Origin of the sequence: Aldersonia kunmingensis (assembly GCF_001646865.1) — a bacterium.
GTDB classification, from domain to species: Bacteria; Actinomycetota; Actinomycetes; order Mycobacteriales; family Mycobacteriaceae; genus Aldersonia; species Aldersonia kunmingensis.
Genome location: NZ_LRRB01000088.1, coordinates 1 through 26,237, shown reverse-complemented (window position 1 = coordinate 26,237; position 26,237 = coordinate 1). Strand labels below are relative to the sequence as shown.

At 65.9% G+C, this 26,237-nt stretch carries 22 protein-coding genes and 3 pseudogenes; 13 read left to right on the top strand and 12 right to left on the bottom strand.

Annotation, left to right across the window (positions count from 1 at the left end; translation table 11 throughout):
• The first annotated feature begins 16 nt into the window (after positions 1 to 16).
• Positions 17 to 1,318 (top strand): hypothetical protein, encoded by a 1,302-nt coding sequence (locus A8G08_RS06700; protein ID WP_068271791.1) that lies wholly within the window; start codon positions 17 to 19, stop codon positions 1,316 to 1,318.
• A gap of 1 nt (position 1,319) precedes the next feature.
• On the opposite strand, the gene A8G08_RS06695 is transcribed toward A8G08_RS06700, so the two are convergent.
• The 3 genes from A8G08_RS06695 to A8G08_RS06685 all read right to left on the bottom strand — a co-directional run bounded on the left by A8G08_RS06695 (position 1,320) and on the right by A8G08_RS06685 (position 4,713).
• A complete protein-coding gene (locus tag A8G08_RS06695; RefSeq protein ID WP_084435994.1) occupies positions 1,320 to 2,321 on the bottom strand; it encodes a fused (3R)-hydroxyacyl-ACP dehydratase subunits HadA/HadB in 1,002 nt (333 codons plus the stop codon).
• Positions 2,322 to 2,392: 71 nt separating this feature from the next.
• Positions 2,393 to 3,442, bottom strand: coding sequence for an aspartate-semialdehyde dehydrogenase (locus A8G08_RS06690; protein ID WP_068271787.1), 1,050 nt, complete (start codon positions 3,440 to 3,442; stop codon positions 2,393 to 2,395).
• Positions 3,443 to 3,447: 5 nt separating this feature from the next.
• The gene (locus A8G08_RS06685) at positions 3,448 to 4,713 is read right to left on the bottom strand and encodes an aspartate kinase (RefSeq protein WP_068271786.1); all 1,266 of its coding nucleotides are present in this window, start codon (positions 4,711 to 4,713) and stop codon (positions 3,448 to 3,450) included.
• A 303-nt stretch (positions 4,714 to 5,016) separates the two neighbouring features.
• Between A8G08_RS06685 and A8G08_RS06680 the strand changes: the two genes are divergently transcribed.
• Complete coding sequence (locus tag A8G08_RS06680) at positions 5,017 to 6,240, top strand: low temperature requirement protein A (protein WP_068271785.1); 1,224 nt, start codon at positions 5,017 to 5,019, stop codon at positions 6,238 to 6,240.
• Between the two features lie 93 nt (positions 6,241 to 6,333).
• Here A8G08_RS06680 and A8G08_RS06675 read toward each other — a convergent pair whose 3' ends face one another.
• Positions 6,334 to 6,729: a DUF8021 domain-containing protein gene (locus A8G08_RS06675; RefSeq protein ID WP_068271783.1), complete on the bottom strand. Its 396-nt coding sequence runs from the start codon at positions 6,727 to 6,729 to the stop codon at positions 6,334 to 6,336.
• Between the two features lie 15 nt (positions 6,730 to 6,744).
• Positions 6,745 to 7,566 (bottom strand): ion transporter, encoded by an 822-nt coding sequence (locus A8G08_RS06670; RefSeq protein WP_068271778.1) that lies wholly within the window; start codon positions 7,564 to 7,566, stop codon positions 6,745 to 6,747.
• A 257-nt stretch (positions 7,567 to 7,823) separates the two neighbouring features.
• On the opposite strand from A8G08_RS06670, the gene leuA reads away from it, so the two are divergent.
• The 6 genes and pseudogenes from leuA (at position 7,824) to A8G08_RS06645 (ending at position 13,694) form a co-directional block, all read left to right on the top strand.
• Entirely contained in the window at positions 7,824 to 9,629 is a 1,806-nt protein-coding gene (gene leuA, locus A8G08_RS06665; protein WP_068271775.1) for a 2-isopropylmalate synthase, read from the top strand.
• Between the two features lie 136 nt (positions 9,630 to 9,765).
• Positions 9,766 to 10,152 (top strand): SHOCT domain-containing protein, encoded by a 387-nt coding sequence (locus A8G08_RS06660; RefSeq protein ID WP_068271818.1) that lies wholly within the window; start codon positions 9,766 to 9,768, stop codon positions 10,150 to 10,152.
• Positions 10,153 to 10,386: 234 nt separating this feature from the next.
• The gene (locus A8G08_RS28320) at positions 10,387 to 11,805 is read left to right on the top strand and encodes a MinD/ParA family ATP-binding protein (protein WP_425394535.1); all 1,419 of its coding nucleotides are present in this window, start codon (positions 10,387 to 10,389) and stop codon (positions 11,803 to 11,805) included.
• A gap of 139 nt (positions 11,806 to 11,944) precedes the next feature.
• A pseudogene (locus A8G08_RS27945) lies at positions 11,945 to 12,052 on the top strand (TetR family transcriptional regulator); the annotation flags it as partial.
• 140 nt (positions 12,053 to 12,192) lie between these two features.
• Positions 12,193 to 12,522 carry a hypothetical protein gene (locus A8G08_RS27940; protein ID WP_245672701.1) on the top strand — a complete coding sequence of 110 codons (330 nt, stop codon included), beginning with the start codon at positions 12,193 to 12,195 and terminating at the stop codon, positions 12,520 to 12,522.
• The gene (locus A8G08_RS06645) at positions 12,519 to 13,694 is read left to right on the top strand and encodes an NADH:flavin oxidoreductase (RefSeq protein WP_068271774.1); all 1,176 of its coding nucleotides are present in this window, start codon (positions 12,519 to 12,521) and stop codon (positions 13,692 to 13,694) included. The genes A8G08_RS27940 and A8G08_RS06645 overlap by 4 nt, the downstream gene beginning before the upstream one ends.
• Here the strand turns inward: A8G08_RS06645 and A8G08_RS06640 are convergent.
• The gene (locus A8G08_RS06640) at positions 13,691 to 14,602 is read right to left on the bottom strand and encodes a LysR family transcriptional regulator (protein WP_068271773.1); all 912 of its coding nucleotides are present in this window, start codon (positions 14,600 to 14,602) and stop codon (positions 13,691 to 13,693) included. The genes A8G08_RS06645 and A8G08_RS06640 overlap by 4 nt on opposite strands.
• Before the next feature lie 73 nt (positions 14,603 to 14,675).
• On the opposite strand from A8G08_RS06640, the gene A8G08_RS06635 reads away from it, so the two are divergent.
• From A8G08_RS06635 to A8G08_RS06625, 3 genes are all read left to right on the top strand, one after another.
• The gene (locus tag A8G08_RS06635; protein ID WP_084435996.1) at positions 14,676 to 15,626 is read left to right on the top strand and encodes an EamA family transporter; all 951 of its coding nucleotides are present in this window, start codon (positions 14,676 to 14,678) and stop codon (positions 15,624 to 15,626) included.
• 24 nt (positions 15,627 to 15,650) lie between these two features.
• Complete coding sequence (locus A8G08_RS06630) at positions 15,651 to 17,075, top strand: lipase maturation factor family protein (RefSeq protein ID WP_068271772.1); 1,425 nt, start codon at positions 15,651 to 15,653, stop codon at positions 17,073 to 17,075.
• Between the two features lie 115 nt (positions 17,076 to 17,190).
• The gene (locus A8G08_RS06625; RefSeq protein WP_187344438.1) at positions 17,191 to 18,453 is read left to right on the top strand and encodes a Mur ligase family protein; all 1,263 of its coding nucleotides are present in this window, start codon (positions 17,191 to 17,193) and stop codon (positions 18,451 to 18,453) included.
• A gap of 1 nt (position 18,454) precedes the next feature.
• Here A8G08_RS06625 and A8G08_RS06620 read toward each other — a convergent pair whose 3' ends face one another.
• Positions 18,455 to 19,510, bottom strand: a complete 1,056-nt coding sequence (locus A8G08_RS06620) for a glycoside hydrolase family 183 protein (RefSeq protein WP_245672699.1) — start codon at positions 19,508 to 19,510, stop codon at positions 18,455 to 18,457.
• A gap of 354 nt (positions 19,511 to 19,864) precedes the next feature.
• Here A8G08_RS06620 and A8G08_RS27935 point away from each other — a divergent pair.
• A pseudogene (locus tag A8G08_RS27935) lies at positions 19,865 to 19,989 on the top strand (glutamine amidotransferase); the annotation flags it as partial.
• A gap of 15 nt (positions 19,990 to 20,004) precedes the next feature.
• Here the strand turns inward: A8G08_RS27935 and A8G08_RS06615 are convergent.
• A pseudogene (locus tag A8G08_RS06615) lies at positions 20,005 to 21,369 on the bottom strand (DUF4185 domain-containing protein); the annotation flags it as partial.
• A gap of 125 nt (positions 21,370 to 21,494) precedes the next feature.
• Between A8G08_RS06615 and A8G08_RS06610 the strand changes: the two are divergent.
• Positions 21,495 to 22,211 (top strand): type 1 glutamine amidotransferase, encoded by a 717-nt coding sequence (locus tag A8G08_RS06610; protein ID WP_068271763.1) that lies wholly within the window; start codon positions 21,495 to 21,497, stop codon positions 22,209 to 22,211.
• Here the strand turns inward: A8G08_RS06610 and A8G08_RS06605 are convergent.
• The 4 genes from A8G08_RS06605 to A8G08_RS06590 are packed head-to-tail and all read right to left on the bottom strand — an operon-like array spanning position 22,208 to position 25,987.
• Positions 22,208 to 23,098 carry a hypothetical protein gene (locus A8G08_RS06605; RefSeq protein ID WP_068271762.1) on the bottom strand — a complete coding sequence of 297 codons (891 nt, stop codon included), beginning with the start codon at positions 23,096 to 23,098 and terminating at the stop codon, positions 22,208 to 22,210. The genes A8G08_RS06610 and A8G08_RS06605 overlap by 4 nt on opposite strands.
• A 44-nt stretch (positions 23,099 to 23,142) precedes the next feature.
• Positions 23,143 to 23,967: a hypothetical protein gene (locus A8G08_RS06600; protein WP_068271760.1), complete on the bottom strand. Its 825-nt coding sequence runs from the start codon at positions 23,965 to 23,967 to the stop codon at positions 23,143 to 23,145.
• Positions 23,964 to 25,022 carry a hypothetical protein gene (locus A8G08_RS06595; RefSeq protein ID WP_157108433.1) on the bottom strand — a complete coding sequence of 353 codons (1,059 nt, stop codon included), beginning with the start codon at positions 25,020 to 25,022 and terminating at the stop codon, positions 23,964 to 23,966. Before A8G08_RS06595 ends, A8G08_RS06600 begins: the two co-directional genes overlap by 4 nt.
• Positions 25,019 to 25,987 carry a hypothetical protein gene (locus A8G08_RS06590; protein WP_068271758.1) on the bottom strand — a complete coding sequence of 323 codons (969 nt, stop codon included), beginning with the start codon at positions 25,985 to 25,987 and terminating at the stop codon, positions 25,019 to 25,021. The genes A8G08_RS06595 and A8G08_RS06590 overlap by 4 nt, the downstream gene beginning before the upstream one ends.
• Positions 25,988 to 26,237 lie beyond the last annotated feature (250 nt).

Here is a 26,237-nt window from a genome sequence, read left to right as displayed (position 1 = left end):
GAAAGGAGAACCGCCCATGCTCGTGCTCGCGCACGGCGTTGGCGAGCCCGAGGACCTGCCCATCAGCTACACCTCGGCGATGGTCGGCGGCGCATGGGTGCTGACGTTCACGTTCGCGGTCGTCTTCTTCGCTTGGCGGACACCTCGTTTCACCGCCGATGCGCCGGGGCGCCCGCTGCCGCCGTGGCTGGTGACGGTGATCGATTCGCGGCCGGTGCGCGCGGGGGTCGCCGGTGTCGCGTTGCTGCTTACCGCCTGGATACTGCTCGCCGCATTCTTCGGACCCAACACGGATGAGAATCCCTTTCCTGGCAACGTCTACGTACTGCTGTGGGTCGGAATGCCGGTGCTGTCGTTGCTGATCGGACCGATCTGGCGAGTGGTCTCGCCGACGCGGACGATCCACACCGCGCTGCACCGCCGACAGGCCGATCGCTATCCGCACGAGTGGGGCTACTGGCCGGCCGCCATCGGCCTGTTCGCGTTCACCTGGCTCGAACTCGCATCGCCCAGCCCGGATTCGGTTCCGGTACTTCGGGTTTGGCTGCTGATCTATGTCGTGTTCATGCTGGCGGGCGGGTTCATCACCGGGCCGCTGTGGTTTCGCCGGGCCGACCCATTCGACACCTACAGCGTCGTCGCCTCGCGCCTATCCCCATTCCGCCGCAACCGCGCCACCGGAGTGCCGGTAGCCGGCAACCCGATGAACACCCTGCTCACCATGCCCGTTCGGCCCGGAACGCTGGCCGTGCTCGCCGTCCTGCTCGGCTCCACAGCCTTCGACAGTTTCACCGAATTCCCGCAGTGGAAGTCATTCGCCGATCGAGACGATGCCACGGACGTCGCGGCAGCGTCGTTGGCATTGCTCGGCTTCGTGCTGATCGTCGCCACCACGTTCTGGCTTGCTGCGCAGGCCACCGGAGGTGTCGACAGCCGCCGGCGAGGCGAACTGCCCGGGAAGATGGCGCATTCGCTCATCCCCATCGCCGTCGGCTACGTCCTCGCGCACTATGCGTCGTATCTGGTGGACCGGGGCCAGGACGCGGTGATCGCATTGGGCGATCCACTGGACCGCGGGTGGAATGTGCTGTGGCTGAGAGATATTCAGCCGGAACACGTGTTCGCGGAGCATCCTGGCCTGCTCGCCGGGACGAAGGTGGTCTTCGTGCTCGCCGGTCACATCATCGCAGTCTTCGCGGCGCACGACCGCGCGCTCGGCCTGCTACCGCGCGCGCATCAGCGCACCGGGCAGCTCGCGATGATGCTGACGATGGTGGCCTACACGTTCCTCGGGCTGTACCTGCTGCTCGGCGGCTGAGTCAGCTGAACCGGAGCGTCATCGTCGCCATGCCGAAGATCTTTCGGCCGCCGGACTTCGCGACGATCAGCACGACACCTGTGCGGGTCTCGGGGTCCAGCGACTTGATCCGCCCGCTGAACTCGATATCGCCGCCCTCGCCCGCCACCACTGCGACCTGCGACAGCCGCACGGCGTAGCGCGTGACCGCGCCGGGATCGCCCGACCACGCGGAGACGAACCCCGCACCGAGGCCCATGGTGAGCATGCCGTGCGCGATCACGTCGGGGAGACCGGCGAGCTTCGCGATCGACTCGTCCCAGTGAATGGGGTTGGCATCGCCGGACACGCCCGCGTAGTTGACCAGATCACCGCGTGAAAGACGAGTGTGGCGCAATGGCAATTCGTCGCCGACGGAGAGGGAATCGAAGGACGGCGTACCCGGCACCCTGCGCAGGCCCTCGGTGGAGATGATCCGCTCGCCGTCGGGCCGCACCGTCTTGCGGTAGTCCGCTTCCGCCTCGTCCCGGGACAGGATTTTCACGTCGGTCATAATCCGGTTCTGCACGGCCGCCGAGATCCCCGAATCCACCTCATCGGCGCTGACCCCGACCACGGTGGTGTGCATGGAATGCACGATTTCCCCGGCCGCGTCAGTGAAAGTGTTGGTGACCGTGAACATGTCGCGGCCCGCGACCCGCCGAATCTCCGACAGCTCGACATCGGTGCTCAGCACGTCACCGACGACGATCGGGCGATGCTGTTCGAAGACCTGCTCGGTCTGGACGTAGGTTTCATAGCCCACGACGATCGACTCGAACATCTTCTGGTTGGTCGCCATTGCCGGGATTGCGGTGAACGTCAACGGCGCAACCAGTCCCGCGTAGCCCAGCGCCGCGGCAGCGGCATCATCGCGGTGCGCAGGATTGTTGTCCTGCACCGCCCGGGCGTACTCGCGGACCTTCTCGTGGCCGACGCGATAGACGTCATCTGCCCGGTAATAGTGGCCGAGCCGTGCGGCCATCGTCGGGGATTCTGATGTTATGGACACGGCTTTATCGCCTATCGATCGGGGGCCTTCGCCAGGGGAACGGATCAGCGGGCCAGCGCGGCCTTGCCCGCGACGAGCACCTCGGCAATCTGGATGGTGTTCAGCGCCGCGCCCTTGCGCAGGTTGTCACCCGAGATGAACAGGGCCAGTCCGCGCCCTTCGGGTGCGCCCGGATCCTGACGAATCCGGCCGACGAGCGAATCGTCGGCACCGGCTGCCGCGAGCGGCGTCGGCACGTCGGTGAGCTGAACACCGGGCGCAGCGGCGAGAATTTCCTTCGCGCGCTCCACCGACAGCGGGCGGGCGAACTCGGCGTTGATCGACAGCGAGTGCCCGGTCAACACGGGTACGCGCACGCACGTGCCGCTGACCAGCAGGTCCGGCAGGCCGAGGATCTTGCGGCTCTCGTTGCGGAGCTTCTGGTCCTCGTCGGTCTCACCACTGCCGTCGTCGACGAGCCCCCCGGCGAGCGGAACCACGTTGAACGCGATCGGCGCGACGTACTTGTTCGGCGCCGGGAAGTCCACAGCGCTACCGTCGTGCACGAGCTTCTCGGCATCGCCGACGACCTCGCGGGCCTGGCCGAGCAACTCCTCGACGCCGGCGAGTCCGCTACCGGACACCGCCTGGTAGGACGAGACGATCAGCCGCTGCAGGCCGGCCTCGTCGTGCAGCACCTTGAGCACCGGCATCGCAGCCATCGTGGTGCAGTTCGGGTTCGCGATGATGCCCTTGGGCAGGTCGAACGCCTGTTCCGGGTTGACCTCGCTGACGACCAGCGGGACCTCGGGGTCCTTGCGCCAAGCCGACGAGTTGTCCACCACGGTCACGCCGGCAGCCGCGAACCGCGGCGCCTGCACGCGCGACAGGGTCGCGCCGGCAGAGAACAGCGCGATATCGAGTCCGGTCGGATCGGCCGTCTCGGCATCCTCGACGACAATCTCGCCGCCGCGCCACGGCAGCTTCTTGCCAGCCGAGCGCGACGAAGCGAAGAAACGCACCTCATCCGCGGGGAAGTTGCGCTCTTCCAACAGCTTTCGCATGACGACGCCGACCTGACCGGTCGCGCCGACAACTCCTACACGTACGCCCATTGTGGTTACCTCCCGGTCCCGGCGTGCACGACAGCCTCTTCCTCGCCGCCGAGGTCGAATGCCTGGTGCAACACGCGGACCGCGTCGTCCAATTCCTTGTCGTCGATCAGCACCGAGATGCGGATCTCCGAGGTCGAGATGAGGTCAATGTTGATACCGGCGTCCGAGAGCGCCTCGCAGAAGGTCGCGGTGACGCCCGGGTGGCTCTTCATACCGGCGCCGACCAGCGACACCTTGCCGATGTGATCGTCGTAGAGCACCTGTGAGAAGCCGATCTCGCCCTGCAGCTTCGTCAACTTCTCGACCGCGCGCGGGCCGTCGGCCTTGGGCAGCGTGAAGGTGATGTCGGTCTTACCCGTCTCCACCTTCGAGATGTTCTGCAACACCATGTCGATGTTGATCTCGGCTTCTGCGACCGCGCGAAAGACCCGAGCGGCGTAGCCAGGAGTATCCGGCAAACCGACAACGGTGACCTTGGCCTCGCTGCGATCGTGCGCGACTCCGGTGAGGATCGCTTCTTCCACTGGGATGTCCTCCATCGATCCGTAAACAATCGTGCCGGGCTTGTCGGTGTACGACGACCGGACGTGCACCTTGACGCCGTACCGGCGGGCGTATTCGACGCAGCGGAGCATGAGCACCTTCGCACCGCACGCCGCGAGCTCGAGCATCTCCTCGAACGACACGGCGTCGAGCCGCTGAGCGTCCGGCACGATGCGGGGGTCTGCAGTGAAGACGCCGTCGACGTCGGTGTAGATCTCGCACACATCGGCGTTGAGCGCCGCTGCCAGCGCGACCGCGGTTGTATCGGAACCGCCACGGCCGAGCGTGGTGACGTCCTTGCTGTCCTGGCTGACGCCCTGGAAACCGGCGACGAGGACGATCGAACCCTCGTCGAGCGCGTCACGGACCCGGCCCGGTGTGACGTCGATGATCTTGGCGTTGCCGTGAATGCTGGTGGTGATCACACCGGCCTGCGAGCCCGAGAACGAGCGGGCCTCGGCGCCGAGCGAATGGATGGCCATCGCGACAAGCGCGTTGGAGATGCGCTCACCCGACGTGAGCAGCATGTCCATTTCGCGCGCGGGTGGCGCGGGACAGACCTGCTGAGCGAGGTCGAGCAGTTCGTCGGTGGTGTCACCCATTGCGGAGACAACGACTACAACGTCGTTGCCCTGCTTCTTAGTCTCTACGATCCGCTCAGCGACGCGCCGGATTCGCTCGGCGGTACCCACCGACGATCCCCCGTACTTCTGAACGACGAGAGCCACAGAAGTTTTCCTTTCGTTTAGTAAAAACCTCGCGTAATCGCAGCTAGCCTACCTAGGCAGGGGTCAATCAAGGCACATCAGGGTTCGATGTGCCGTTCCCGAAGACCGCTCCCGCAATTCCCACGGCAGCACTGCTGGCGCTGGCTTTAGTCGTCGCCAGCGCAGCCGACGTTACCCAACCGCGCCGGGAACCGGCCTCCCGATTGCCGACAGAGCCCGACGATGTCGAGCGGAGGCGGCTCGGGCAACTGCGCCTGCGCACTCCGCTCGTGCCGAGCGTTCAGCTTTGGCACGATTTCCCCCATGACCACGCCACGTCGGGCACGCCTACAGGCACTGCCGGAACGCGCTTCCGTATCGCAGCTCGAGCTCTACTTCGATCTGGTCTTCGTCTTCGCCCTCACTCAGGTCACCGACCTACTCGGGGTGCAGACGACCGCGCAGAACGTGCTGCGCGCGGTGCTGGTGCTCGGCGTGCTGTGGTGGGCGTGGGTCGGCTATGCCTGGCTCGGCAATGTGGTGCGGGCCGACGAGGGTGTGATGCGGGTCGTCATGTTCACGGCGACCGCGGCCGCATTCATCCTCGCGCTCACCATTCCGGAGGCGTTCGAGGATCTGCCCGGCGAGCTGTCCGGACCAGTCGTCTTCGCACTCGGCTACTTCGTCATCAGAGCGGTGCACCTCGGCACGTTCTTCGTGATCGGCAGGAACGACCCGCAGCTCCGGCGACAGCTGACGCGCTGGGTGCCATCGGTGTTACTGGGCACGGCGTTCCTGCTGATCGCTTCGCAGACCGAGGGCTGGGTCCAGATCGCGTTCTGGATCGCCGCGCTCGTCGGCGACTACATCGGGACGTACCTATCCGGACAGGGTTGGCGGCTGCGCTCGCCCAGCCACTTCGCCGAGCGGCATGGGCTGATCATCATCGTGGCGATCGGCGAATCGATCGTCTCGATCGGCATCGGCGTTGCGCACCTGCCCATTTCGTGGCCGATCATCATCGCCTCGCTGCTCGGCCTGACCGTGTCGGCGCTGCTGTGGTGGTCCTACTTCGACACCGCAGCGCTCGCGGTCGAACATGCCCTCTCCGACGCCGACGAGCGGCGGCAGATCCACATCGCCCAGCGCTGCTACAGCTACGCGCATCTGCCCATGGTGATCGGCATCGTCATGGTCTCGCTGGGCCTGAAGAAGGTGCTCAACTACGCCGGCGACGAGAGCCACCACACGATCTCCGACCCGCTCTACGGCGTCCCGCTGTTCTGCCTCTATGGCGGCGCGGCGGTGTTCGTGCTCGCGCTCGTGTACTCGAAGTGGTTCGCCACGCACGAGCTCGGCATCGTCCGATTGGTGCTCGCGGGAGTCATCCTCGCGCTGATCCCGCTCGCCGCGGCACTACCTGCGATCGCGTCGCTCGCGCTGCTGACCGCGGTTCTCGGGGCACTGATCGGCTACGAGACGTGGCGCTACTACGAGGCGCGCGAGGAGATCCGGCACGGCCACGAGCATCCCGAGCCGCAGGCCTAGAACGGCCGCACACTTCCTGTCGGCTCGCACACGCTCCAGCTTGCGGAAGCGTATGCGGCGCAACAGGAAGTGTGCGGTGATAGGGCTCTGGGCCTAGACCGGGCGGAACTTCGCGTCGATCCGGTGGATGCGCAGGTCGTCGGCCGGGATAACGAAATCCTCTTCGATGCGGACCGTCATCAGCCGGCGACCGAAAACGCCCGAATCGAGCAGGTATTCGGTGTGCACCACGTCGCCCTCAACGCTCGCAACCAGGTCGCGAACGCCGAGAATCACCCGGAACTGCGGGCCGCGAGAAAGACTGCGCCGCAGGTGGTTTCCCGACCAGCCCGTCTTGAGGCCGAGTTCGTAGCGCACCGCATCGGGCGCGAACCACACCGACGCGCCGTCATGCGAAACCAGAGCGTCGATATAGGCACGGGCCACCGCGATCCGATCGGTCGTGGTTCCACCCTGCACAGCTGCGTCGTCCGTCACAGCAGTGACCATACGAAAGACCCACGGTTAGTGGAACCTCCCGGCCTCCTCCTCGTTGAGGAAACCCACCACGTGCAGCGGTGCCATCGGGCCTTCCTTCTCGTATTTGCCCTGCACAGCCGCCCTGATCTGGTCGATGTTCTCGCGGAGCATGTCCGAGACGAGCTCGTCCGTGCGCGCGTCGTCGAGTACCTCGAAGACGATCCGGAACACCGTGTCGGCGACGAGTCGGACTATGTCGTCGTGGAACGGCACATATCGCAGCCTGCCGGCGGTCGGGTCCTCGCGGATCAGCTCGAGGATCATCTCGTCGAGTTCGTTCTGGTTTTCGCGCAGCGCCGCGGAGATATTGCGGGTGTAGTGCCCGCTCTTCAGCACCATGGCGACCTCGTCGAGCACTGCGACGGTGATGGGCCGCTTGACCACCTCGACGACGGTCCGTGTGATCCGCGAGAACACGGCGTTCGTAACGCGGTCGCCGACCGCGCGGTCGGCGGCCCGCCCGGCGCGCGAAAGGATCGCCACCACGCGCAGCAGTCGCAGCGACCGCAGCCACGGCACCGCGACCGGGATCATGCCCAGCACCTCGTACCAGTAGACCAGCGGAAACTTCCAGCTCCAGCGTGCGTTGTGCCAGCGCCAGGCGAACTCGGCGGCGAAGATCGCGCAGACGACATAGTCGATCTTGAAGATGATCTGCTCGGTCTCGGGCGGCACGTCCCAGAAGGTGATCCACACCAGATAGCCCGTGGAAATCACCGCGAGCGTCAGCATGAACCAATCGAGCACTCCGACCGGCGGGCGGCTCGGATAATGCCGCGGGAGCTTATGCGACGCTGGGGTGTCCATTTGCACGTTCTACTCCCGACCACGACGAATCGGGGACCGATCGCAAATCGCGTCCCATACCGCCGCCAGCTGCGGTGTAGTGGAGGGATGCTACGCTGGCCGACATGCAGCGGGCGCTCCTTCTTTGCGGCCGCGGCGGGGTCTGATTCCGACCGGCTTCCCGTCGCGGGCCCTTCGCGCTGCCTCCCCAGCGCCGCGCCGGTCGACATTCGACCAGGCTGAATCAGCCCACAAAGCAACGTTTCGGAGACCACGACATGTCACCCGCTGACGCCTTCACGTCCGGCTCGCGCACCATCAACGCGCCCAGCCGTCCCGCTCCCGCGGACCAGCCGGTCTGGAACCCGCAGAAGAACTCCTCGATGCCGACCTTCCGGTACCGGCCGTTCGCCGAGGAGGTCGAGCCGATCTCGCTGCCCGACCGCACCTGGCCCGACAAGATCGTCGACCGCGCCCCGGCGTGGTGCGCCGTCGATCTGCGTGACGGTAACCAGGCCCTGATCGATCCGATGAGCCCGGCGCGCAAGCGCCGCATGTTCGACCTGCTGGTTCGGATGGGCTACAAGGAGATCGAGGTTGGCTTCCCGTCTGCGAGCCAGACCGACTTCGACTTCGTCCGAGAAATCATCGAAGAGAACGCGATCCCCGACGACGTCACCATTCAGGTTCTGACGCAGTGTCGTCCGGAGCTGATCGAGCGCACGTTCCTCGCCTGCGACGGCGCGCCGAACGTCATCGTGCACTTCTACAACTCCACCTCGATCCTGCAGCGACGCGTGGTGTTCCGGGCCGACAAGGACGTGATCAAGAAGATCGCGACCGAGGCCGCGCACATGTGCTTGGACGAGCAGAAGAAGTACCCGGACACGAACTGGCGCTACGAGTACTCGCCGGAGTCGTACACGGGTACCGAACTGTCCTTCGCGAAGGACGTCTGCGACGCGGTGGTCGAGATCATCGACCCGACGCCGGAGCGCCCCATCATCATCAACCTGCCGGCGACGGTCGAAATGGCGTCGCCGAACGTGTACGCCGACTCGATCGAGTGGATGCACCGCAACCTGAATCGGCGCGACTCGATCGTGCTGTCGCTGCACCCGCACAACGACCGTGGCGAGGCCGTCGCGGCCGCCGAGCTCGGCTATATGGCCGGCGCGGACCGCATCGAGGGCTGCCTGTTCGGCAACGGTGAGCGCACCGGCAATGTCTGCCTGGTGACGCTGGGGATGAATTTGTTCTCCCGCGGTGTCGATCCGCAGATCGATTTCTCCAACATCGACGAGATCCGTCGCACGGTGGAGTACTGCAACCAATTGCCGGTGGCCGAGCGTCACCCGTACGGCGGCGACCTGGTCTACACCGCCTTCTCGGGCAGCCACCAGGACGCGATCAACAAGGGCTTCGACGTCATGAAGTTCGACGCCGACGATGCGAAGACCACTGTCGACAACATGGTTTGGCAGGTGCCCTACCTGCCGATCGATCCGAAGGATGTCGGCCGCACCTACGAGGCCGTGATCCGGGTCAACTCGCAGTCCGGCAAGGGCGGCGTCGCGTACATCATGAAGACCGACCACGGTCTGGCGTTGCCGCGCCGCCTGCAGATCGAGTTCTCGCAGGCCGTCCAGAAGATCACCGATGGTGAGGGCGGCGAGGTTTCGGCGAAGGACATGTGGGATGTCTTCGCGGACGAGTACCTGAACCCGATCACCCCGCTGGAGCGGATTCGGCAGAAGGTCACCGCGTCGGAGACCGACGGCGGCGTCGACACGATCGCCGCGAAGGTAAAGGTCGACGGCGTGGAGCGCGAAATCACCGGCACCGGCGACGGTCCGCTTTCGGCGTTCGTCGATGCGCTGACCACGATCGACTACGACGTGCGCGTGCTGGATTACAGCGAGCACGCAATGACGTCCGGCGCGGACGCGAAGGCCGCGGCCTACGTCGAATGCGCGATCGGGAACACCGTGGTGTGGGGCGTCGGTATCGCGCCGTCGATCACCACCGCGTCGCTGCGTGCAGTGGTCTCTGCGATCAACCGCGCGAGCCGCATCAACAGCTGAGCATTACATCGGAGAGGCGTGCGTCGGAAGTGATCTGGCGCACACCTTTTCGAACTGTCGTTTCGTCCCACACGCAGCACCGATTGGTGGAATAGTTCCTCTGGACCAATCCAATGGTGTGAACGGAGCAACGCGCATGTGGGACTCGTTCTGGGATTTCATTTGGTACACGTTGGTGATTTTCGCCTTCGTGGCATATCTGATGATCTTGTTCTGGATCCTTACGGACCTGTTCCGCGACCACAAGTTGTCCGGCTGGTTCAAGGCGATCTGGATCATCTTCCTCATCATCTTCCCCTGGATAACAGCGCTCGTGTACCTCATCGCGCGTGGTAGCGGCATGACGCAGCGCAACCTCGAGGCACAGTCACAGGCGCGGGCGCAGGCAGACGAATACATCAGAAGTGTCAGCGGCGGTGGAAAGTCGGCAGCCGATCAAATCGCCGACGCCAAGGCACTGCTCGATGCCGGGACGATCACCGAGGCCGAATACACGCAGTTGAAGGCAAAAGCACTGAGCTGAGCGAACCCAAATCGCTGAGCTGAGCCGCTAAGCATTTCGCAGCGGGCCACGGTCGATGAGTCGGCCGTGGCCCGCTGCTGTTCGAACAACATTGCTTCGCCATAATGTTTGCTGCACCATTCCGGCTTGAGAAGTCCGGCGCTCGATGCCCTGCCGGCATCGAGCGCTTTCGTACCGGCTCGACCACCGAGCCCCTTGGGGGACACCGTGACCAGCGACAATTACGACCCGTCTGTGCCGCCATGGCTACAGGATCGCGGCGATGACAATGGTGCTCCGACCGCACCCGTCGAGCCCGATTACGAGCGCCCGGCCGTCCGGTTGAATCCCCCACCAGCACCGGATCGGATGGCACCCCCCGCCCAGGCGCGGTTCACCGAGGCGCCGTTCGCCGAGGCGCCGCCACGGGCCGAACAGCACGCATACGACCCGGCGCCGCCGGCATTCGTCGCACCGCCGGCCCAGCCGATGCCCGCCCCGGGTGCGCCACAGGCGTTCACGCCTCCCGCCGCACCGCCTCGCCCGACGATTCGCATTCCCGAGCCGCCACAGCCCGTGCAATCCCCGCCGCCTGCACAGACCCGCGCCGAGATCACCTCGGACGGCAAGGTTGTGCGAGTGCCTTTCCAGGAAGACACCGCCGCGGCCAAGTACCAGATTCCCGCGTCACCGGACAGCGCGGACTACGAGTGGGCCGACGACGCGTACGACGACGGACCGCAATCGGTCGATGATCTGCAGCTACTGAGGCGAGCGCGCCGCGCGCCGAAGAGCGGTTGGCGCCTCGCGGTGCACAAGGCCTCGGGGGGCGCGATCAACCCGGGCGAGTCGCCCGCCGATCTTGACCAGCGTGAGCTCGTTGCCCGGGTGAATCAGCCCGTCTACGGCGATTACCGCATCGCGGTGCTGTCGCTCAAGGGCGGCGTTGGCAAGACCACGACGACGGTCGGCCTCGGCTCAACCTTCGCCTCGGTGCGCGGTGACCGAGTTATCGCGATCGACGCGAACCCCGACCTCGGCACGCTCGCGCACCGCGTTCCGCGCCAGACCCGTTCGACGGTGCGCACGCTACTCGAGTCGCCGAACATCTCTCGCTACTCGGATGTCCGGGCACATACGTCGCAGTCGCCGAGCCGGCTCGAAGTGCTCGCCAGCGAGCAGGATCCGGCGGTGTCGGAGGCATTCAGCGAGGCGGACTACCGCGCCGCGATCACGATCCTTCAGCAGTACTACAACATCATCCTGACCGACTGCGGCACTGGCCTGATGCACTCGGCCATGGCAGGCGTGCTGGACATGGCGAGCTCGCTCGTCCTGGTCACCTCGCCCGCGATCGATGGCGCGCGCAGTGCGTCGGCGACCCTGGACTGGCTCGAACACCACGGCTACGCCCGGCTGGTCGAACGCACTGTCGTGGTCGTCAACTCCTCGCGCGGCGGGGCGTCGTCGGTCGATGTGAACCAGCTCAAGAAGCTCTTCCTCGAGCGCACCCGCGCGGTGCATATCGTGCCGTTCGACGAGCATCTCTCCGAGGGCGCAGAGGTCGACTTGGAGCTGGTCAGCAAGCAGACGCGGCGCGCACTGCTCGAGTTGGCGGCACTCGTCGCGGATGACTTCGCCCCGGCGGCCGGCCGCCACCACCAGCAGGACTAACCGTCCTCTACCACCGCGCACCTTTCGAGCCACGGCGCGAAAAGGTGCGCGTTTTCGTCTGTAGACCGGCGGACCAAGCAATTTCAATCAATGATTGAATCGCCGATTGAAACGTGTTCTACTCGTCGGTGTGGAGACGATGGACAACGCGACAACGCGTTCCCGACTGCTCACCGCCACCGAGCGGCTACTGCTCGAGCAGGGCTTCGAAAAGGTGTCGGTGCGCTCGATCTGCGCGGCCGCCGGCGCGAACTCGGCCGCCGTGCACTACCACTTCGGATCGAAGGACGACCTCGTCGCAGAGTTACTGCACGACCCGCCTCGGCCCGATCGTGGGCCGAGCCGCTCACGAAGGTCGCTCCGGGCACGACGTCGGTCGCCGAGTGCGTGCGCATCATCGTCGAACCGCTCACCGATCTCGCCACCGATCCGGCCGGCCGGTTGTACCTACACCTCCTCGCGCGGATCGTGCTCGGCCGCCAGTCGGTGGCATGGAGTGCGCGCTGGTTCAGCCTGGAGCCGTGGGACGAGGTGCTGCGCGCCGAGCGGCCCGAGTTGTCGGTTGCCGAATCCGCCCGACGCTGGATGCTCGCCTTCGAGCTCATCCTTCAGCAGTTCGGCGACCCACTCGCCGGTGACCGTGTTCCGTCCGCCGATGCCGTCGAGACGCTGTGCGCGTTCGTGGCCGCCGGCCTTGTTGCAGAGGTAACCCGATGACCGACATTCTCGCCCCGGCAAAGCTCGGACCGCTGCAACTGCGCAACCGAATCATCAAGGCCGCCACCTTCGAAGGCCGAACACCCGATTCGCTCGTCACCGACGACCTGATCGAGTTCCACCGCGAGATGGCGGCAGGCGGGGTCGGCATGACCACGATGGCGTACTGCGCGGTGTCCCCCGAGGGGCGCACAGACCGCCACGCGGTGTGGATGCGCGACGAGGCGCTGCCGGGCTTACGCAGGCTCGCCGATGCGGTGCACAACGAGGGTGCCGCGATGAGCGCACAACTCGGGCACGCCGGTCCAGTGGCCAATGCGGCATCCAACCGCGCGAAGGCGTACTCCGCGGGCTACATGTTCAACCCGCTCGGCATGCGCATCACCCGCAAGGCCAAGCCCGCCGATATCCACCGCATCGTCGCCGCCCATGCCGATGCCGCTCGCATGGCCGAGTCGGCCGGATTCGATTGTGTGGAACTACATTTCGGACACAACTATTTGGTCAGCTCGTTCCTGAGCCCGGCACTCAACCACCGCAGGGACGCCTACGGCGGATCACTGGAGAACCGCGCCCGCGTGGCTCGCGAGGTTGCGCGTGCGGTCCGCGACGCGGTCGGCGGCCGGCTCGCGATCACCGCGAAGCTCAATATGACCGACGGCTACCGCGGTGGGCTGACGATCGAGGACAGCGTGACCGTGGCCCGCTGGCTCGAATCCGACGGCACTCTCGATGCCATCGAACTCACCGCCGGTAGCTCGCTGATGAACCCGATGTACCTGTTCCACGGCGATGCGCCGGCCAAGGAGTTCGCCGCCGCACTACCGATCCCGCAACGGTGGGGTATGCGCCTGATCGCGAAGAAGTTCCTCCGCGAATACCCCTACCGCCCTGCGTATCTACTCGAAAACGCGCGCAAATTCCGCGAGGCGCTCGATATGCCACTAATCCTGCTTGGCGGCATCACCGACCGCGAGTCGATGGACCTCGCGATGGACGAGGGATTCGATTTCGTCGCCATGGGCCGGGCACTGCTCATGGAGCCGGACTTGATCAATCGCATTGCCGCGGATTCGACCACGTTGTCGTCGTGCATTCACTGCAACAGGTGCATGCCCACGATCTACACCCGCACGCACTGCGTACTCACAGAACCGGCACTCCGGCCCTAGCGACCGGCCTTCGAATCGGCAAGCGGCGCAACGGCCGCCGTGAATGCCGATAGGACGGCGGCGACCGCAGGGCGACGCTCGGCGTGCGGGCGGGTGGCAAGCTCGTACACCCGACCCGCCCGCACGTCGGCGAGCGTCAGCACAGTCAACCGGGGATCGGTGACCGCCCAACGCGGCATCAGGGCAACTCCCCAGCCGGTCGCGACCAGACTCTCGATCACTCGGAAGTCATTGAGCCGCTGAGTAACCCGCGGTTGCACACCGGTAACCGTGGCGATCGAAAGCAGCACGTCGTCGACCGGGAACCCGCCACGCACGCTGATCCAGTCCTCGTCTGCGAGCTCGGCCGGGTGGACGCGAGTATGACGTGCGAGGCGATGGTCGGCGGCGACGACTACATCGATGGGCTCACGCAGCAGTGTACGCACCACCACCCGCGGATCCGGACGTAGCGGCGTGCGGTCGTCGCGATGGGTCAGCACCACGTCGTAGTCGGCGAGCAGCCGTGATACCTCGGTGGGCGGCAGATCCTCGTCGCTGGCCTGCAACCGCACCGGCATCCCGGCCAACTCGGCCAGCACCCGCGGCAGCAACAGCGCGGCCCCGGACGGGAAGGACGCGAGCCTGACCACGCCGTGCGGGGCCTCGCGGTACAGCGCCATCTCTGCACTGGCGCGGTCGAGCGAGGCAAGCACCTCGTCGGCACGCAACACGAGCGCCCGCCCGGCATCGGTGAGCCGCACCCGGCGACCGTCGGGCTCGAGCAGCGGAACGCCGGCCTCGCGGGCGAGCACCTTGAGTTGCTGGGAAACCGCGGACGGCGTCATGACCAGCGCCTTCGCTGTTGCCGCGACTGTCCCCCTGTCGGCCAACGCTCGCAATACACGAAGACGCTGTGGATCAAACATTAAGTAATGCTACATATCCACTCCACAATTATTCGGTTGTGCTCATGATTGATGCGCTCGCACCATGGATTGTGTGACCACCCGTGACCGCAACCTCGCGCTGCTCGTCGTGCTGCTCTGGGGCGTGAACTTCCTCGCCATCCGAGCAGCGCTCGACGTGTTTCCGCCGTTCTTCCTCGGCGCGCTGCGGTTCCTGCTCATCGCGATCCCGGTGGTCATCTTCATTCCGCGGCCGCAGGTGCAGTGGCGATGGCTGCTGGTCTACGGTCTCGGCTTCGGCGTGGCGCAGTTCGCCTTTCTGTTCGCCGCAATGCAGGCGGGCATGCCGACCGGGCTTGCCTCACTTGTCCTGCAGTCGTCCGCGCCCTTCACCGTCGTGCTGGGCACGCTCTTTCTCGGTGAGCGGATCGGCGGCCTTCAGATCGGCGGCCTGCTCCTTGCGCTGGCCGGCATGGTGACAATCGGCTGGGACCAGGCAGAACACGCGACGCTGCTGCCGGTGATTCTGACGCTGCTCGGCGGGTTGGGCTGGGCGTTCGGCAATATCGGCTCGCGCTTGGCGCAGGCGCCCAACCCCCTTCACTTCATGCTGTGGATGTCGGTGATTCCGCCGATCCCGATGCTGGCCCTGTCGCTGACGTTCGAAGGCCCGAGCGCAGGCTTGGACGGTCTGACGGCGGTCCTCGGCGGTCACGCGTGGCCGGCGCTCATCGGCATCGCCTACATCGTGCTGCTCGGCACCATCGCGGGTTCGGGCCTGTGGACCGGCCTGCTCACCCGCTATCCCGCCGCGTCGGTTGCTCCGTTCTCATTGCTCGTGCCGATTGTCGGCATCGGGGCGTCCTGGCTGGTGCTGCACGAGCAGCCGAGCGCGGCGACGATCGTCGGCGGCGTCGTGGTCATCGCAGGCGCCGCGGCGGCGACCGGAGCGCTGCGTATACGGCGCCGAGCTGCGGAGATCGCCGCCGTCCCCACCGGCACCGATTCCAACTCAAACCCGGTACCCGTCCCTGCACGGCAGTAGGCTCGCGGTCGAAGGAGCCGCTGCGTGGACTGGTTCTCCGACCCCGGGTACTGGCCGAGCCGCTGGGTCTTCCAGCGGGGGCTCGGGCTGGTGTACCTCGTCGCGTTCCTCACCGCCGCAAACCAATTCCGCGCGCTCATCGGGGAGCACGGCCTCACCCCGGCACCGCGATACCTGCGCGGGCGCAGCTTCCGGGAGGTGCCCAGCCTCTTTGCGTTCGGCTATTCCGACCGCCGGTTCGCGGTGGTGGCTTGGGTCGGCGTGGCGTTGTCGGTTGCCGCATTGGTCGGCGCATTCGACCAACTGCCACTGCCTGTCTGCATGGCGTTGTGGGCGGTCCTCTGGGTGCTGTACCTGTCCATCGTCAACATCGGCCAGATCTGGTATGGCTTCGGCTGGGAGTCTCTCCTGCTCGAAGTCGGTTTCCTGGCAATCTTTCTCGGCTCTGCCGCGACCGAGCCGCCGGTGCTTGTGCTGTGGCTGCTGCGCTGGGTGCTGTTCCGGGTGGAGTTCGGTGCCGGCCTGATCAAGATCCGTGGAGATCCCTGTTGGCGCAACCTGACCTGCCTGTACTACCACCACGAAACCCAGCCGATGCCGAATCCGCTGAGTTGGTACTTCCACCATCTACCCAAGCCGCTTCATCGAATCGAGGTGGCCGGAAACCACTTCGCCCAATTGGTTGTGCCGTTCGGACTATTCGCGCCACAGCCAGTCGCTGGTATTGCCGCCGCAATCATTGTGGTCACCCAGTGCTGGCTGCTGCTCAGCGGAAACTTCTCGTGGCTGAACTGGGTCACCATTGTCCTCGGCCTGTCCGTGATTCCCGGCGCGTGGTACTCGGTGCTGCCCATCTCCGCTCCCGAATTCGACGACACCCCGGCCTGGTTCGTCGTTGTCGTCATTGCAGTGACCGCGCTGGTCGTGGTGCTGAGCTACCGGCCCGCCCGCAATCTGTTGTCCTCGCACCAGAAGATGAATGCGAGCTTCGACAAGCTGCACCTGGTGAACACCTACGGTGCATTCGGACGGGTCACCCGCACTCGCTTCGAGGTGGTCCTGGAGGGCTGCCACGACACCGAGACCGCGCACGAGCCGGAGTGGAAGGAATACCAGTTCAAGGGAAAGCCCGTCGACTTACACAGGATGCCAAGGCAATTCGCGCCGTACCACCTGCGGCTCGACTGGCTGATGTGGTTCGCCGCACTGTCCCCGGATTACGCCCGAACCTGGTTGCCGCGGCTGGCGGACAAGCTGCTGGAGAACGACGTCGATACGCTGAAACTACTGCGCGGCAACCCCTTTGCCGACCAGCGGCCGGATCGGGTGCGCGCGACGCTCTACGAATATCACTTCACCGACCGGGCGGAGCGACGTCGCACCGGAGCATGGTGGACCCGCGACCGCATCGGCACCTATCTCGTGCCCGTGCGGCGGCCAGCTGAATGAGCGACCACCGGCCGTCTACCCGCACGTCGCAGCCCCGTACGACGAGGAGATCCAGCTCACAGGGTGACCTGCGACCGGTTCGACACCCGCGGGAATCGGATGACAGACTCGCCGGGTGACCGAGGTAATCACCTGGCGTGGGCGCGTGGCCCTGCGAGCCGCGAAGACGGCGTCGTGGGCATCGCAGAAGGCCGGCCGTGGCAAGGGATCGATGATCGGCGGACTGATCGCGCTCAAAATCGATCCCACGCTGATGACGCAACTTGGCCACGGCCGCCGCTCAGTGCTCGTCACTGGAACCAATGGCAAGTCCACAACCACCCGGATGACCGCGGCCGCGCTGGCCACGATGGGTGAGGTCGCCACCCAGGCGGACGGCGCGAACATGGACGCCGGCATTGTCGCGGCGCTCACCGCACACCGCACGGCCGGACTCGCCGCCATCGAGGTGGACGAGCTGCACCTGCCGCACGTATCCGATGCCATGTCGCCCGAAGCGATCGTGCTGCTCAACCTGAGCCGCGACCAGCTCGACCGGGTCGGCGAGATCAACATGATCGAGCGTCGGCTGCGCACCGGTCTCGCACGCCACCCCGACGCCGTGGTCGTGGCGAACTGCGACGACGTACTCGTGACGTCCGCCGCCTACGACTCGAAGAACGTGGTGTGGGTGTCCGCGGGAAGCGGCTGGGCAGTGGACTCGACGAGTTGCCCTCGCAGCGGCGAGCCGATCGCGTGGGAGGACCGCACCGACGAGCACGGGCGGACCTACCGGCACTGGTACAGCACCGGAACCGATTTCGAACGCCCCACCCCGACCTGGTGGGTGGACGACGAAAATCTCTACGGCCCGGACGGATTGGTGCTTCCGCTGAAGCTGACGCTGCCAGGAAAGGCGAACCGCGGCAACGCCGCCCAGGCCGTCGCCGCGGCCGTGGCGCTCGGGGCCGAGCCTGCCGCCGCCGTGGCTGCGGCCGCCTCCGTGGACGAGGTCGCCGGTCGCTACCGCACGACGCAGGTCGGCCCGCATTCAGTGCGAATGCTGTTGGCCAAGAACCCGGCCGGCTGGCAGGAAGCACTGTCGATGATCGATCCGACCGTCGACGGACTTGTCATCGCGGTCAACGGTCAGGTGCCCGACGGCGAGGATCTGTCCTGGCTGTGGGACGTCCGGTTCGAGCACTTCGAGGGCGTGCAGGTCGTTGCCTCCGGCGAGCGCGGAACCGATCTCGGCGTCCGGCTCACCTACGCCGGGGTGGATCACACACTCGTGAAGGATCCGGTGCACGCGATCGCCTCCTGCCCGCCCGGGCGGGTTGAGGTACTGGCGAACTACACAGCGTTCCGTGACCTGAACCGCGCGCTCGAAACCAGCTGAGTCACAACGCGTTCAAGTTCGTACGCACCAGCATCACGTTGTAATCGCTCCACCGCGAGAGCGTGAAGTACAGCCAGTTGCCGCTCGACCACGGGTGGATGAACGGAGCATAGAAGCCGCCGGTCATCTGGATGCCGTTGAACAGTACCTTCTCCATAGTCCATGGCCCCTGCGGCTGGCTGCTTGTCCACAGCTCGACCTGGGCCAACTGTTCGTTGCCGAACAGGGCGACGAACCTGTTCAAATGCGGACTCCACGCGACGGACATCTCGCTAACCGGAGCGCCGATCACGTCGACGGCAGCGCTCACGTCGGGCACCCACAAACTCCCGTTCCAGTATTCGTACGCGGCTAGATTCGTCATCTGCGTTTCCGCTACCCGCGAGATCCTGGCAGCTCCGAACCGGCCGTTCGGTGTGCCATATCCGTATACATAGCCGGCGGCGCGGACGTAGGCCTGCATCTGGAAGTTGTCGTTGCCTGGCGAGGCCTGCGGAAGCGCGGACAGGATGTTGAATGGCTGGTTCACCCGGATCGTCAACGGGTCCGTTTCCCAGTTCTGGCCGTTGTCATGAGACACCGCGATGGCGGAGAAGTTCGTCGTCCAGTGGCCCGGGGTGTCCCAGGAACGTACCGACATGTAGTTGATGTACTGCGTGCCGCCCACTGAGATGCCCGCGGTCGGAATAACGGTGACCTCGGGGTAGAGGTTGAGGCTCGCAATAATCTGCCGCGAGAAGTTGGGTCGGTCAACCTCGACGGGGCTACCGGAATAGGGGTTGCCGACCTCCGGGTCGAGGAAGTCGATGCCATCGGCGAGGTCGGTATCGGTGCTGCGCAGCAAGACGTTGTTGCGCCACTCCTGCTCCTCCGCACCGCAGTCGCCGAAGCTGTCGCCGAAGGCCATCAGGATCTGACGCCGATCACCCGTTTCGCCGTTGTCCCAGCCGATGCCCAAGTCGGTTCCCGAGATGCCGTAACGCGTGTCGGTGCGGTTGTTGCTTCGCGGACCGGTAATCCAGGCGATGGTCTGGGTGTCGCCGCGCAGGATCGGCAAAGGACCCTGTTCCCGAATCTGACCGCGGCCGTGTCCGAAACTCCCCGTAGAGCCGGCGGAGCCGCTGCCTTCGAATGATCCCGAGCTGAGATCGGCAAGGCTTCCGTTCGATCCTTCGGCACCGGATCCCGCGCTGCCGCTCGAGCCGCTGGATCCGCTGCTCCCGGTGCTGTCGCACGGTTGCGCTGCAGCTGGAGCCGCAAGAGGCACGGTCAGAGCACCGACGAATAACAGTGCGGAAAACAACGTCGTTGGAATGCGGACATTCGTCACTCCAGCCACGGTAGAACCGCGCTGATGTGACCATCACGCAATCACGTCTCGGTTGCGTTACAGCGTTCCGCTAGCCTCCCCCTGTCTGAGTCCACCTTCCGCACAGGGCTAGTGGCTGCCCGAAGTCACGGGCCACCTGCGGTGACGGCGGGAACGCGCTGGTGCTCCGCCGGTGCTTGCGGATGCGCGGCTACAACGCCGAGATCGGTACGCAAGAGCATGACGTTGTAGCCCTCCCAAAGCGACAAGGTGAAGTAGAGCCAGTTGCCTGCCGACGCCGGATGAATGAAGGGCGCGTAGAACCCGCCCGGCAGGTCCACCGCATCGAATAGCACCTTGTCGAGAGCCCATGGACCCTGCGGTGTAGCGGAAGTCCAGAGTTCCACCTGTTCGGCGGACTGGTTGAAGAACAGCGCGACGTACTCGCCGAGATAGTCGCTCCAGGTCACCGACATCTCCGCGACCGGTGCGCCGATCACGTCGACCGCGTTCCCTGCGCCGGGCACCCAGTCCGAGCCGTTCCAATAGCGATACGCGCCGAGATCGAGCATCTGTGCCTCGGGAACACGGGAGACGCGCGCGGCACCGTAGCGACCGTTCGGCGTACCGAAGCCATAGACGAACCCGGCATTGCGCAGATAGGCGTGCATTTGAAAGTTTGCGTTGCCCGGGGCCAACTGCGGGACCCCCGAGAGCACGTCGAGGGGCGCATTGAAGCGGATCGTGCGGACGTCGGTCGTCCACGTCTCACCGTTGTTGGTGGAGAAGGCAATTGCGGAGAAATTGGTTGTCCAGGTCCCATGAGGTCCCCACTTCCGCACGGACATGTAGTTGATGTACTGCGTGTTTCCGACCGCGATGCCCGCGGTAGGGATAACGGTCACCTCAACTGGCGCGAATCCGAGGCTGGCGATGATCTGTCGCGAGAAATCCTGCCGGTCCACCTGCACCGGGCTGCCGCCGAATGGATTGCCGTACTGCGGATCCGGTATGTTGATGCCGTCGGCGAGGTCAAAGTCCGCACTCCGCAACAGCACATTGCTGCGCCACTGGCCGCCGGGCGCGGCGCACATGCCGACGGTATCGCCGAAGGCCATCAGGATCTGATGCTCGGCACCGCTCGCGCCGTTGTCCCACGCGATGCCCAGATCGGTACCCGTGATCCCGAACCTTTCGTCCGTAACGTTGGGACTTTGTGGACCGGTCACCCACGCCACCGTCTGGGTGTCACCGCTCAGTACAGGCAGTGGGCCTTGATCGTTCGGATTCGGAATGGCGTGACTCGAACTCCCGAACGAGCCCGCGCTGCCCGGCAACCAGTTGACCGAATCCGCACTCAGGCCACTGCCGCTGTATCCGCTGCCACTCGATCCAATCCCCCCACTATCGCTGGATCCGCTGCCGCTGCCGTTCGATCCATTGCTGCCGGATCCATTACTGCCACTGCCGTTCGATCCACTGCTACCGGATCCATTGCTGCCGCTCCCGTCGGGGCAACCGCCCTGCGCGACCGCGGGCGAGGCAAGTGGCACCGCCGCCGCGCCGACGAACAACACCGCTGCTGCCGCGCGTACAAGTGACCTCATCACGCCCATTTGGAGCACATTAGAGCGCGCCCGGGCAATCTGGGAGCTATTGCAGTGCGGACGACGCCGACCGCGCCTACCGTACTTGCACCGTTAGACTCGCCGAATGCGTCGCGAGGCCACCCATGTCTAATTCAACGTTCCGGATCGGCTTGGTGCTGCCCGACGTGATGGGCACCTACGGCGACGGGGGCAACGCGCTCGTGCTGCGCCAGCGCATGCGGATGCGCGGCTACAACGCCGAGATCGTTGAGATCACCCTGGCCGATCCGGTCCCGGACTCGCTCGATGTGTACACCCTCGGTGGCGCCGAGGACTACGCACAGCGCCTCGCGACGCGGCATCTGCAGCGCTACCCCGGCCTCCAACAGGCCGCCGAGCGCGGTGCGCCGGTACTCGCGATCTGCGCCGCCATCCAGGTACTCGGCCACTGGTACGAGACCTCGGCCGGGGAGCGCGTCGACGGCATCTCGATGTTCGACGTGACGACGGCACCGCAGAAGACCCGTTCGATCGGCGAGGTGCTTACGTCTCCGCTGCTCGACGGACTCACCGCACCGCTCACCGGATTCGAAAACCACCGAGGCGGAACGACTCTCGGCCCTGCGGCGAAACCACTCGGACGAGTCACGGCCGGCGTCGGCAATGGTGTCGGCGACGGCTTCGAGGGTGTGGTGCAGGGCTCGGTGATCGGCACGTACATGCACGGTCCGGCCCTGGCCCGCAACCCCGAACTCGCGGACCTCCTGCTTGCCCGTGCCCTCGGCGTGGACGCCCTGCCCCCGCTCGACATCGACGAGGTTGAGCAACTGCGTACCGAACGCCTGCGCGCCGCTCGCTAACGCGGCCCTGGCTGCAATTCCACGATTGTTCCCGGGCGAGCCAGCGACGGCACCCGGACCGGCCCACCACGAGCCTGCTCGATCAACTGCCCCTGCCAAGCCACCAGGCACGATGCCGCCTCGGTGGTGTAGGCACGCTCCAGCACAGGCGCGATCACCTTGGCGACCTCACCCTCGGCAGCGATCAGCTGATCGCGATACGGCCCGTAGTAGGGCAGGATCGCTTGCAGCACAGCCTCTTCCACGCCCTGCACATTCTTGATGATTGGGTCGATCACCGGCTGGTAGTGCGTGATAACCGGCGCGATCTCGGCCAGAACCGGCCCGACGAGGCGCAGCAACGGCTGATACACCGATGCCAGCGCGAACGCCTCCGAAGAGAACGGCCCGGCCAGCGGGGCCAAACCGATCAGGGAGGCCAAGCCGCCCTGCTTCTCCGGAGCCGGCCAGCCGATCGGGCACGGCGGCTGCGCAACTGGAGCCGCCGCGTCGAACGGGCTGCCAGTACCCGGCGCGGCGGCGCCAAGCGGGATCGAGGTCGCCGGTCCGGTGCCGACCGGGACCGAGGTCGCCGGGGCGGTGCCGGATGGAGCGGCCGGTGCGGTGCCGAGCGGGACCGTGGCGGCGGGCGCGTTGCCGATCGGGACCGAGGCGGGCGGGGCACCCGGTGCGGGTGCGGGAGCCGGCGCGTTCTCGGGTGCGGCCGGGGCCGGCGCGGGCTGTGGCGCAGGAGCGACCTTGGCCTGTGGCACGACGACGGCAACCTGATCGCCGTCGTCGACCGCGATTGCGGTGATCGCCACCGAACTGCCGATTACAGCGGCGGCAGAAATCACCCGAATGACGATCGCGAGTCCGGATCTCGGTTGTCCGGTGGGGGAGGTCATCGCATCCTCTCGGTAGTGCAGTTTCGATTGGTTCGTGTCATCGGTCAGCCGCCCGCGCCGTTTTGCGGCACCGCTCCTGGTGCGGCGGCGCCGGGTTCGAACACTCCCTCGAGGTGCCACACGCCGGTGAAGCCGTTGAACGGCCCATCCACGATGAGGCTGGTCCACTCGAGCGTGAAACGCTTGCTGTCCGGGTCGTACGTGCCTGTCGCCGGCGGTCCGCTGGCGGCGGTGTCACTGGGGAGGTCGAGCCACTTCTGCGCAACCCAGTCCCACACCTGCTTGACCTGCGCCGCAACCGGAACCTCTGGTCCCGCCTTCGCCGGCGGCTTCGGCGCGCCCTGGTTGAACTCCTGGTTGTTCCACGAGGCGGCCCATGCCGACACATCCGCGGTCAGCTCGCCGCCCTTGTTCACCACCGACGGCGCGACGACGCCGCGCTGAGTCTGCGGGTCGATCGGGTTGGTCGAGGTACCGAACTCCACCGCGAAGAACTTCGTCGGCTTGGTGATCGAGCCGGCCAGCGAATTACCCTCCGCGAAAGCGGGATTCGGCTCGGACTGGTAGCCACCGGTACGCAGACCACCCTCGGTGCCGGGTTCCAGCAGGGTCGCGGTGCCACCGGGGACCACCGAGTCACCATTGGGCATGTAGGGCCCCGACTCTGGTGTTCCTCCGGGTTGCACCATCCGGAACCAGGTGCCGGACACGCGGTCGCCATCGACTGCACCCGGTGTCAACCGGAACAGCCCGACGAGCGCCTCCTCCTGCGCCGGTGCATCCGAACCAGCCTCCTCGGATGACGAGCATGCCGATCCGAGCAGGAGCAGGGACACAGCCAGCACGGCCGTCACGATTCGTCGGGTCATCGGTTCTCTCCTTGCACTTTCACGCGTCGCCGGGCAAGCAGCGCCGCCGGTTCGGCGACGAGGACCCCGAGCCCAATCAGGCCCGGCACCACGAAGAACCAGCCGAACCTGTCGAATGCGGAGAAGCCGAGCGGGGCAGTGGAATCGTTCAGCGCTGACACCGCGGCGAAGTTGTCGACGTTGTCGTTCATCGCGCCGATCAGGCCGGCGAACTGAGAGGTCATCGGCTGCCAGCGCTGCTCGAGCTCGGCGATCGCGCCGATATCAACGGTGGGGTCCTCGGCGAGCACAGCCTTGGTGTAGCGGCTGTTCAGCTCGCCTTGCCCGCCGGCCAGGGTGACGAAGTAGCCCTGCACCTGACGGACGCGGTCTTGGGTGACGATCGAAGAGAAGTCCTGCAGCAGTGGACTTCCCGCCGGAGCGTTCGAGAAGATGCCGAACGCAAACGGCACGACAAGAAGCCATGCCACCGAGGCACCGGCCGCGCCCGTCGCGAATATCGAACGCCGACCACGGTTCGCTGCACGCAGGCCGACCGCACCGGCCAGCAGCAGCCCGAGTCCGGGGAGGACGAACAACCAGGGCAGCGCCGCAAACGGTGGCAGCGACAACAGTTGTTCGTACCGCCCGATATTCGCCTCGCCCGTAGACAGCATCGCGGACATGTCCGCGTCGATTCCCGGGTAGTCACGAACCAGTCCATCGACATACGGAAAGTCACCGGCCGGAGCTCGCCCGGACTGTTCCAGCGCCACGACATTCGCCCGCGCCGCCTCGACAGCGGCGAGGTCGGCGCGGAAGTCGGCGATCGGCTCGGCCTGCACGTATGGACCGAAGGACGCGAGCATCTCCTGCCCTTGGGCAGCGCGGGTGAACATGCCGAGTACCAGTGGCGCGAGGATCAGCGCCGCACCGAGCACAAGCAGGATCAGGTGCGGAACTCGCGATCTCGCCGGACGGATTCCGGCGATCTCCGCGGCGTGCGAGGAGACGGCGTCGCCGTAGGTGGGGAAGTCCCCGCCCACTTGCGTCGTCGCTTCCCGCGGTTGAGTCACGTGCTGCGCTTCCGTCCGGCAATGCGGTCGGCGTACAGGAAGGTCGCGACACCGGCGAGTCCGACCAGAATCAGTGCGGGGACGACCCAGACCGGAATATCGCGATCATTGGGCAGGTCGATCGTCTTCGCTGCGAGCGAGGGATCGGCCTGTGCGGGCGCTGCCGCAACGGGCTGAACCTGATCGGCTGGGGCAGCAGGTGCCGGTGCCGCCGCAGGAGCGGGCCCTGGTGCGGCTGGCTGGACGGGCGCGGCAGGGGCCGCCGGCGCCACGGGCGCCGCGGCCGCAGTCAGCGCAGTTCCACCCCGGTATTGCCCAGCGAGGTGCCAAAGGCCGGTGAAGTTGTTGAACGGTCCGCCGACGATCTGACTTGTCCACTCCAGCACAAAGTTGCCGCTGGCCGGGTCGATCGTCCCGCGGATCGCACTGGTCTTGCCAGGTAGCCCGCCGCCCGGTTTCGGCGCGCCCTGGTTGAACACCTGGTTGTTCCAGGTGACGCCGAGGCTGCTCAGGTCACCGGAGAGCGCGGTGCCGGTGGCGTAGATCTTCGGCAGCGCGGTGCCGGAGCCTGTCTGCGGATCGGTCGGATTGGTCGCGGTCGCGAAGCCGACGCCATAGAACCGGACCGGCGTCGTTACCCGTCCGGACACAGCATTGCCGGTCGCATCGAACGCCGCCGCCGGCTGCGGCTGATAACTCCCACTCACCAGACCGCCGTCACCGCCCGCTGACAATGGGGTAACCGTCTGATCGCTGCACCCGGAGTCGCTATTGGACAGGAACGGTCCGTTCGCATCGCCGGTGGGCAGGATCATCCGGAAGAAACTGCCACTCACCGCACCGCCCGAGCACACACCCGGAGCCAGCGCAAATAGCCCATCGAGTGCGACAGGATTATCGGCGCGCGCATTCGGCGCGAGGCTCAGAGCCGACGCGAGCGCCGCGATCGCCGCAGCCACGACCATTCGGATTGCTCGGGTTTGCGGGAAGTTCACTCCAATATCGGAGTTAATTCCTCACGGAATGTCACTTATTTGAATCACGCTGGTTTGAATGCGCGGACTTTGCACGAAATGGCGCTTCCAAATAGGTGCGAATTGTGTAGATGGGTGCGAAGTTTCGCGCCCGTGTAGAAGTTTTGCACCGATTTGAGTGTTTGTTTTTGGGGTCGTGTTCGTGACCGTGGAGCGCTGTACCGATGTGTGGGGCTCGGTC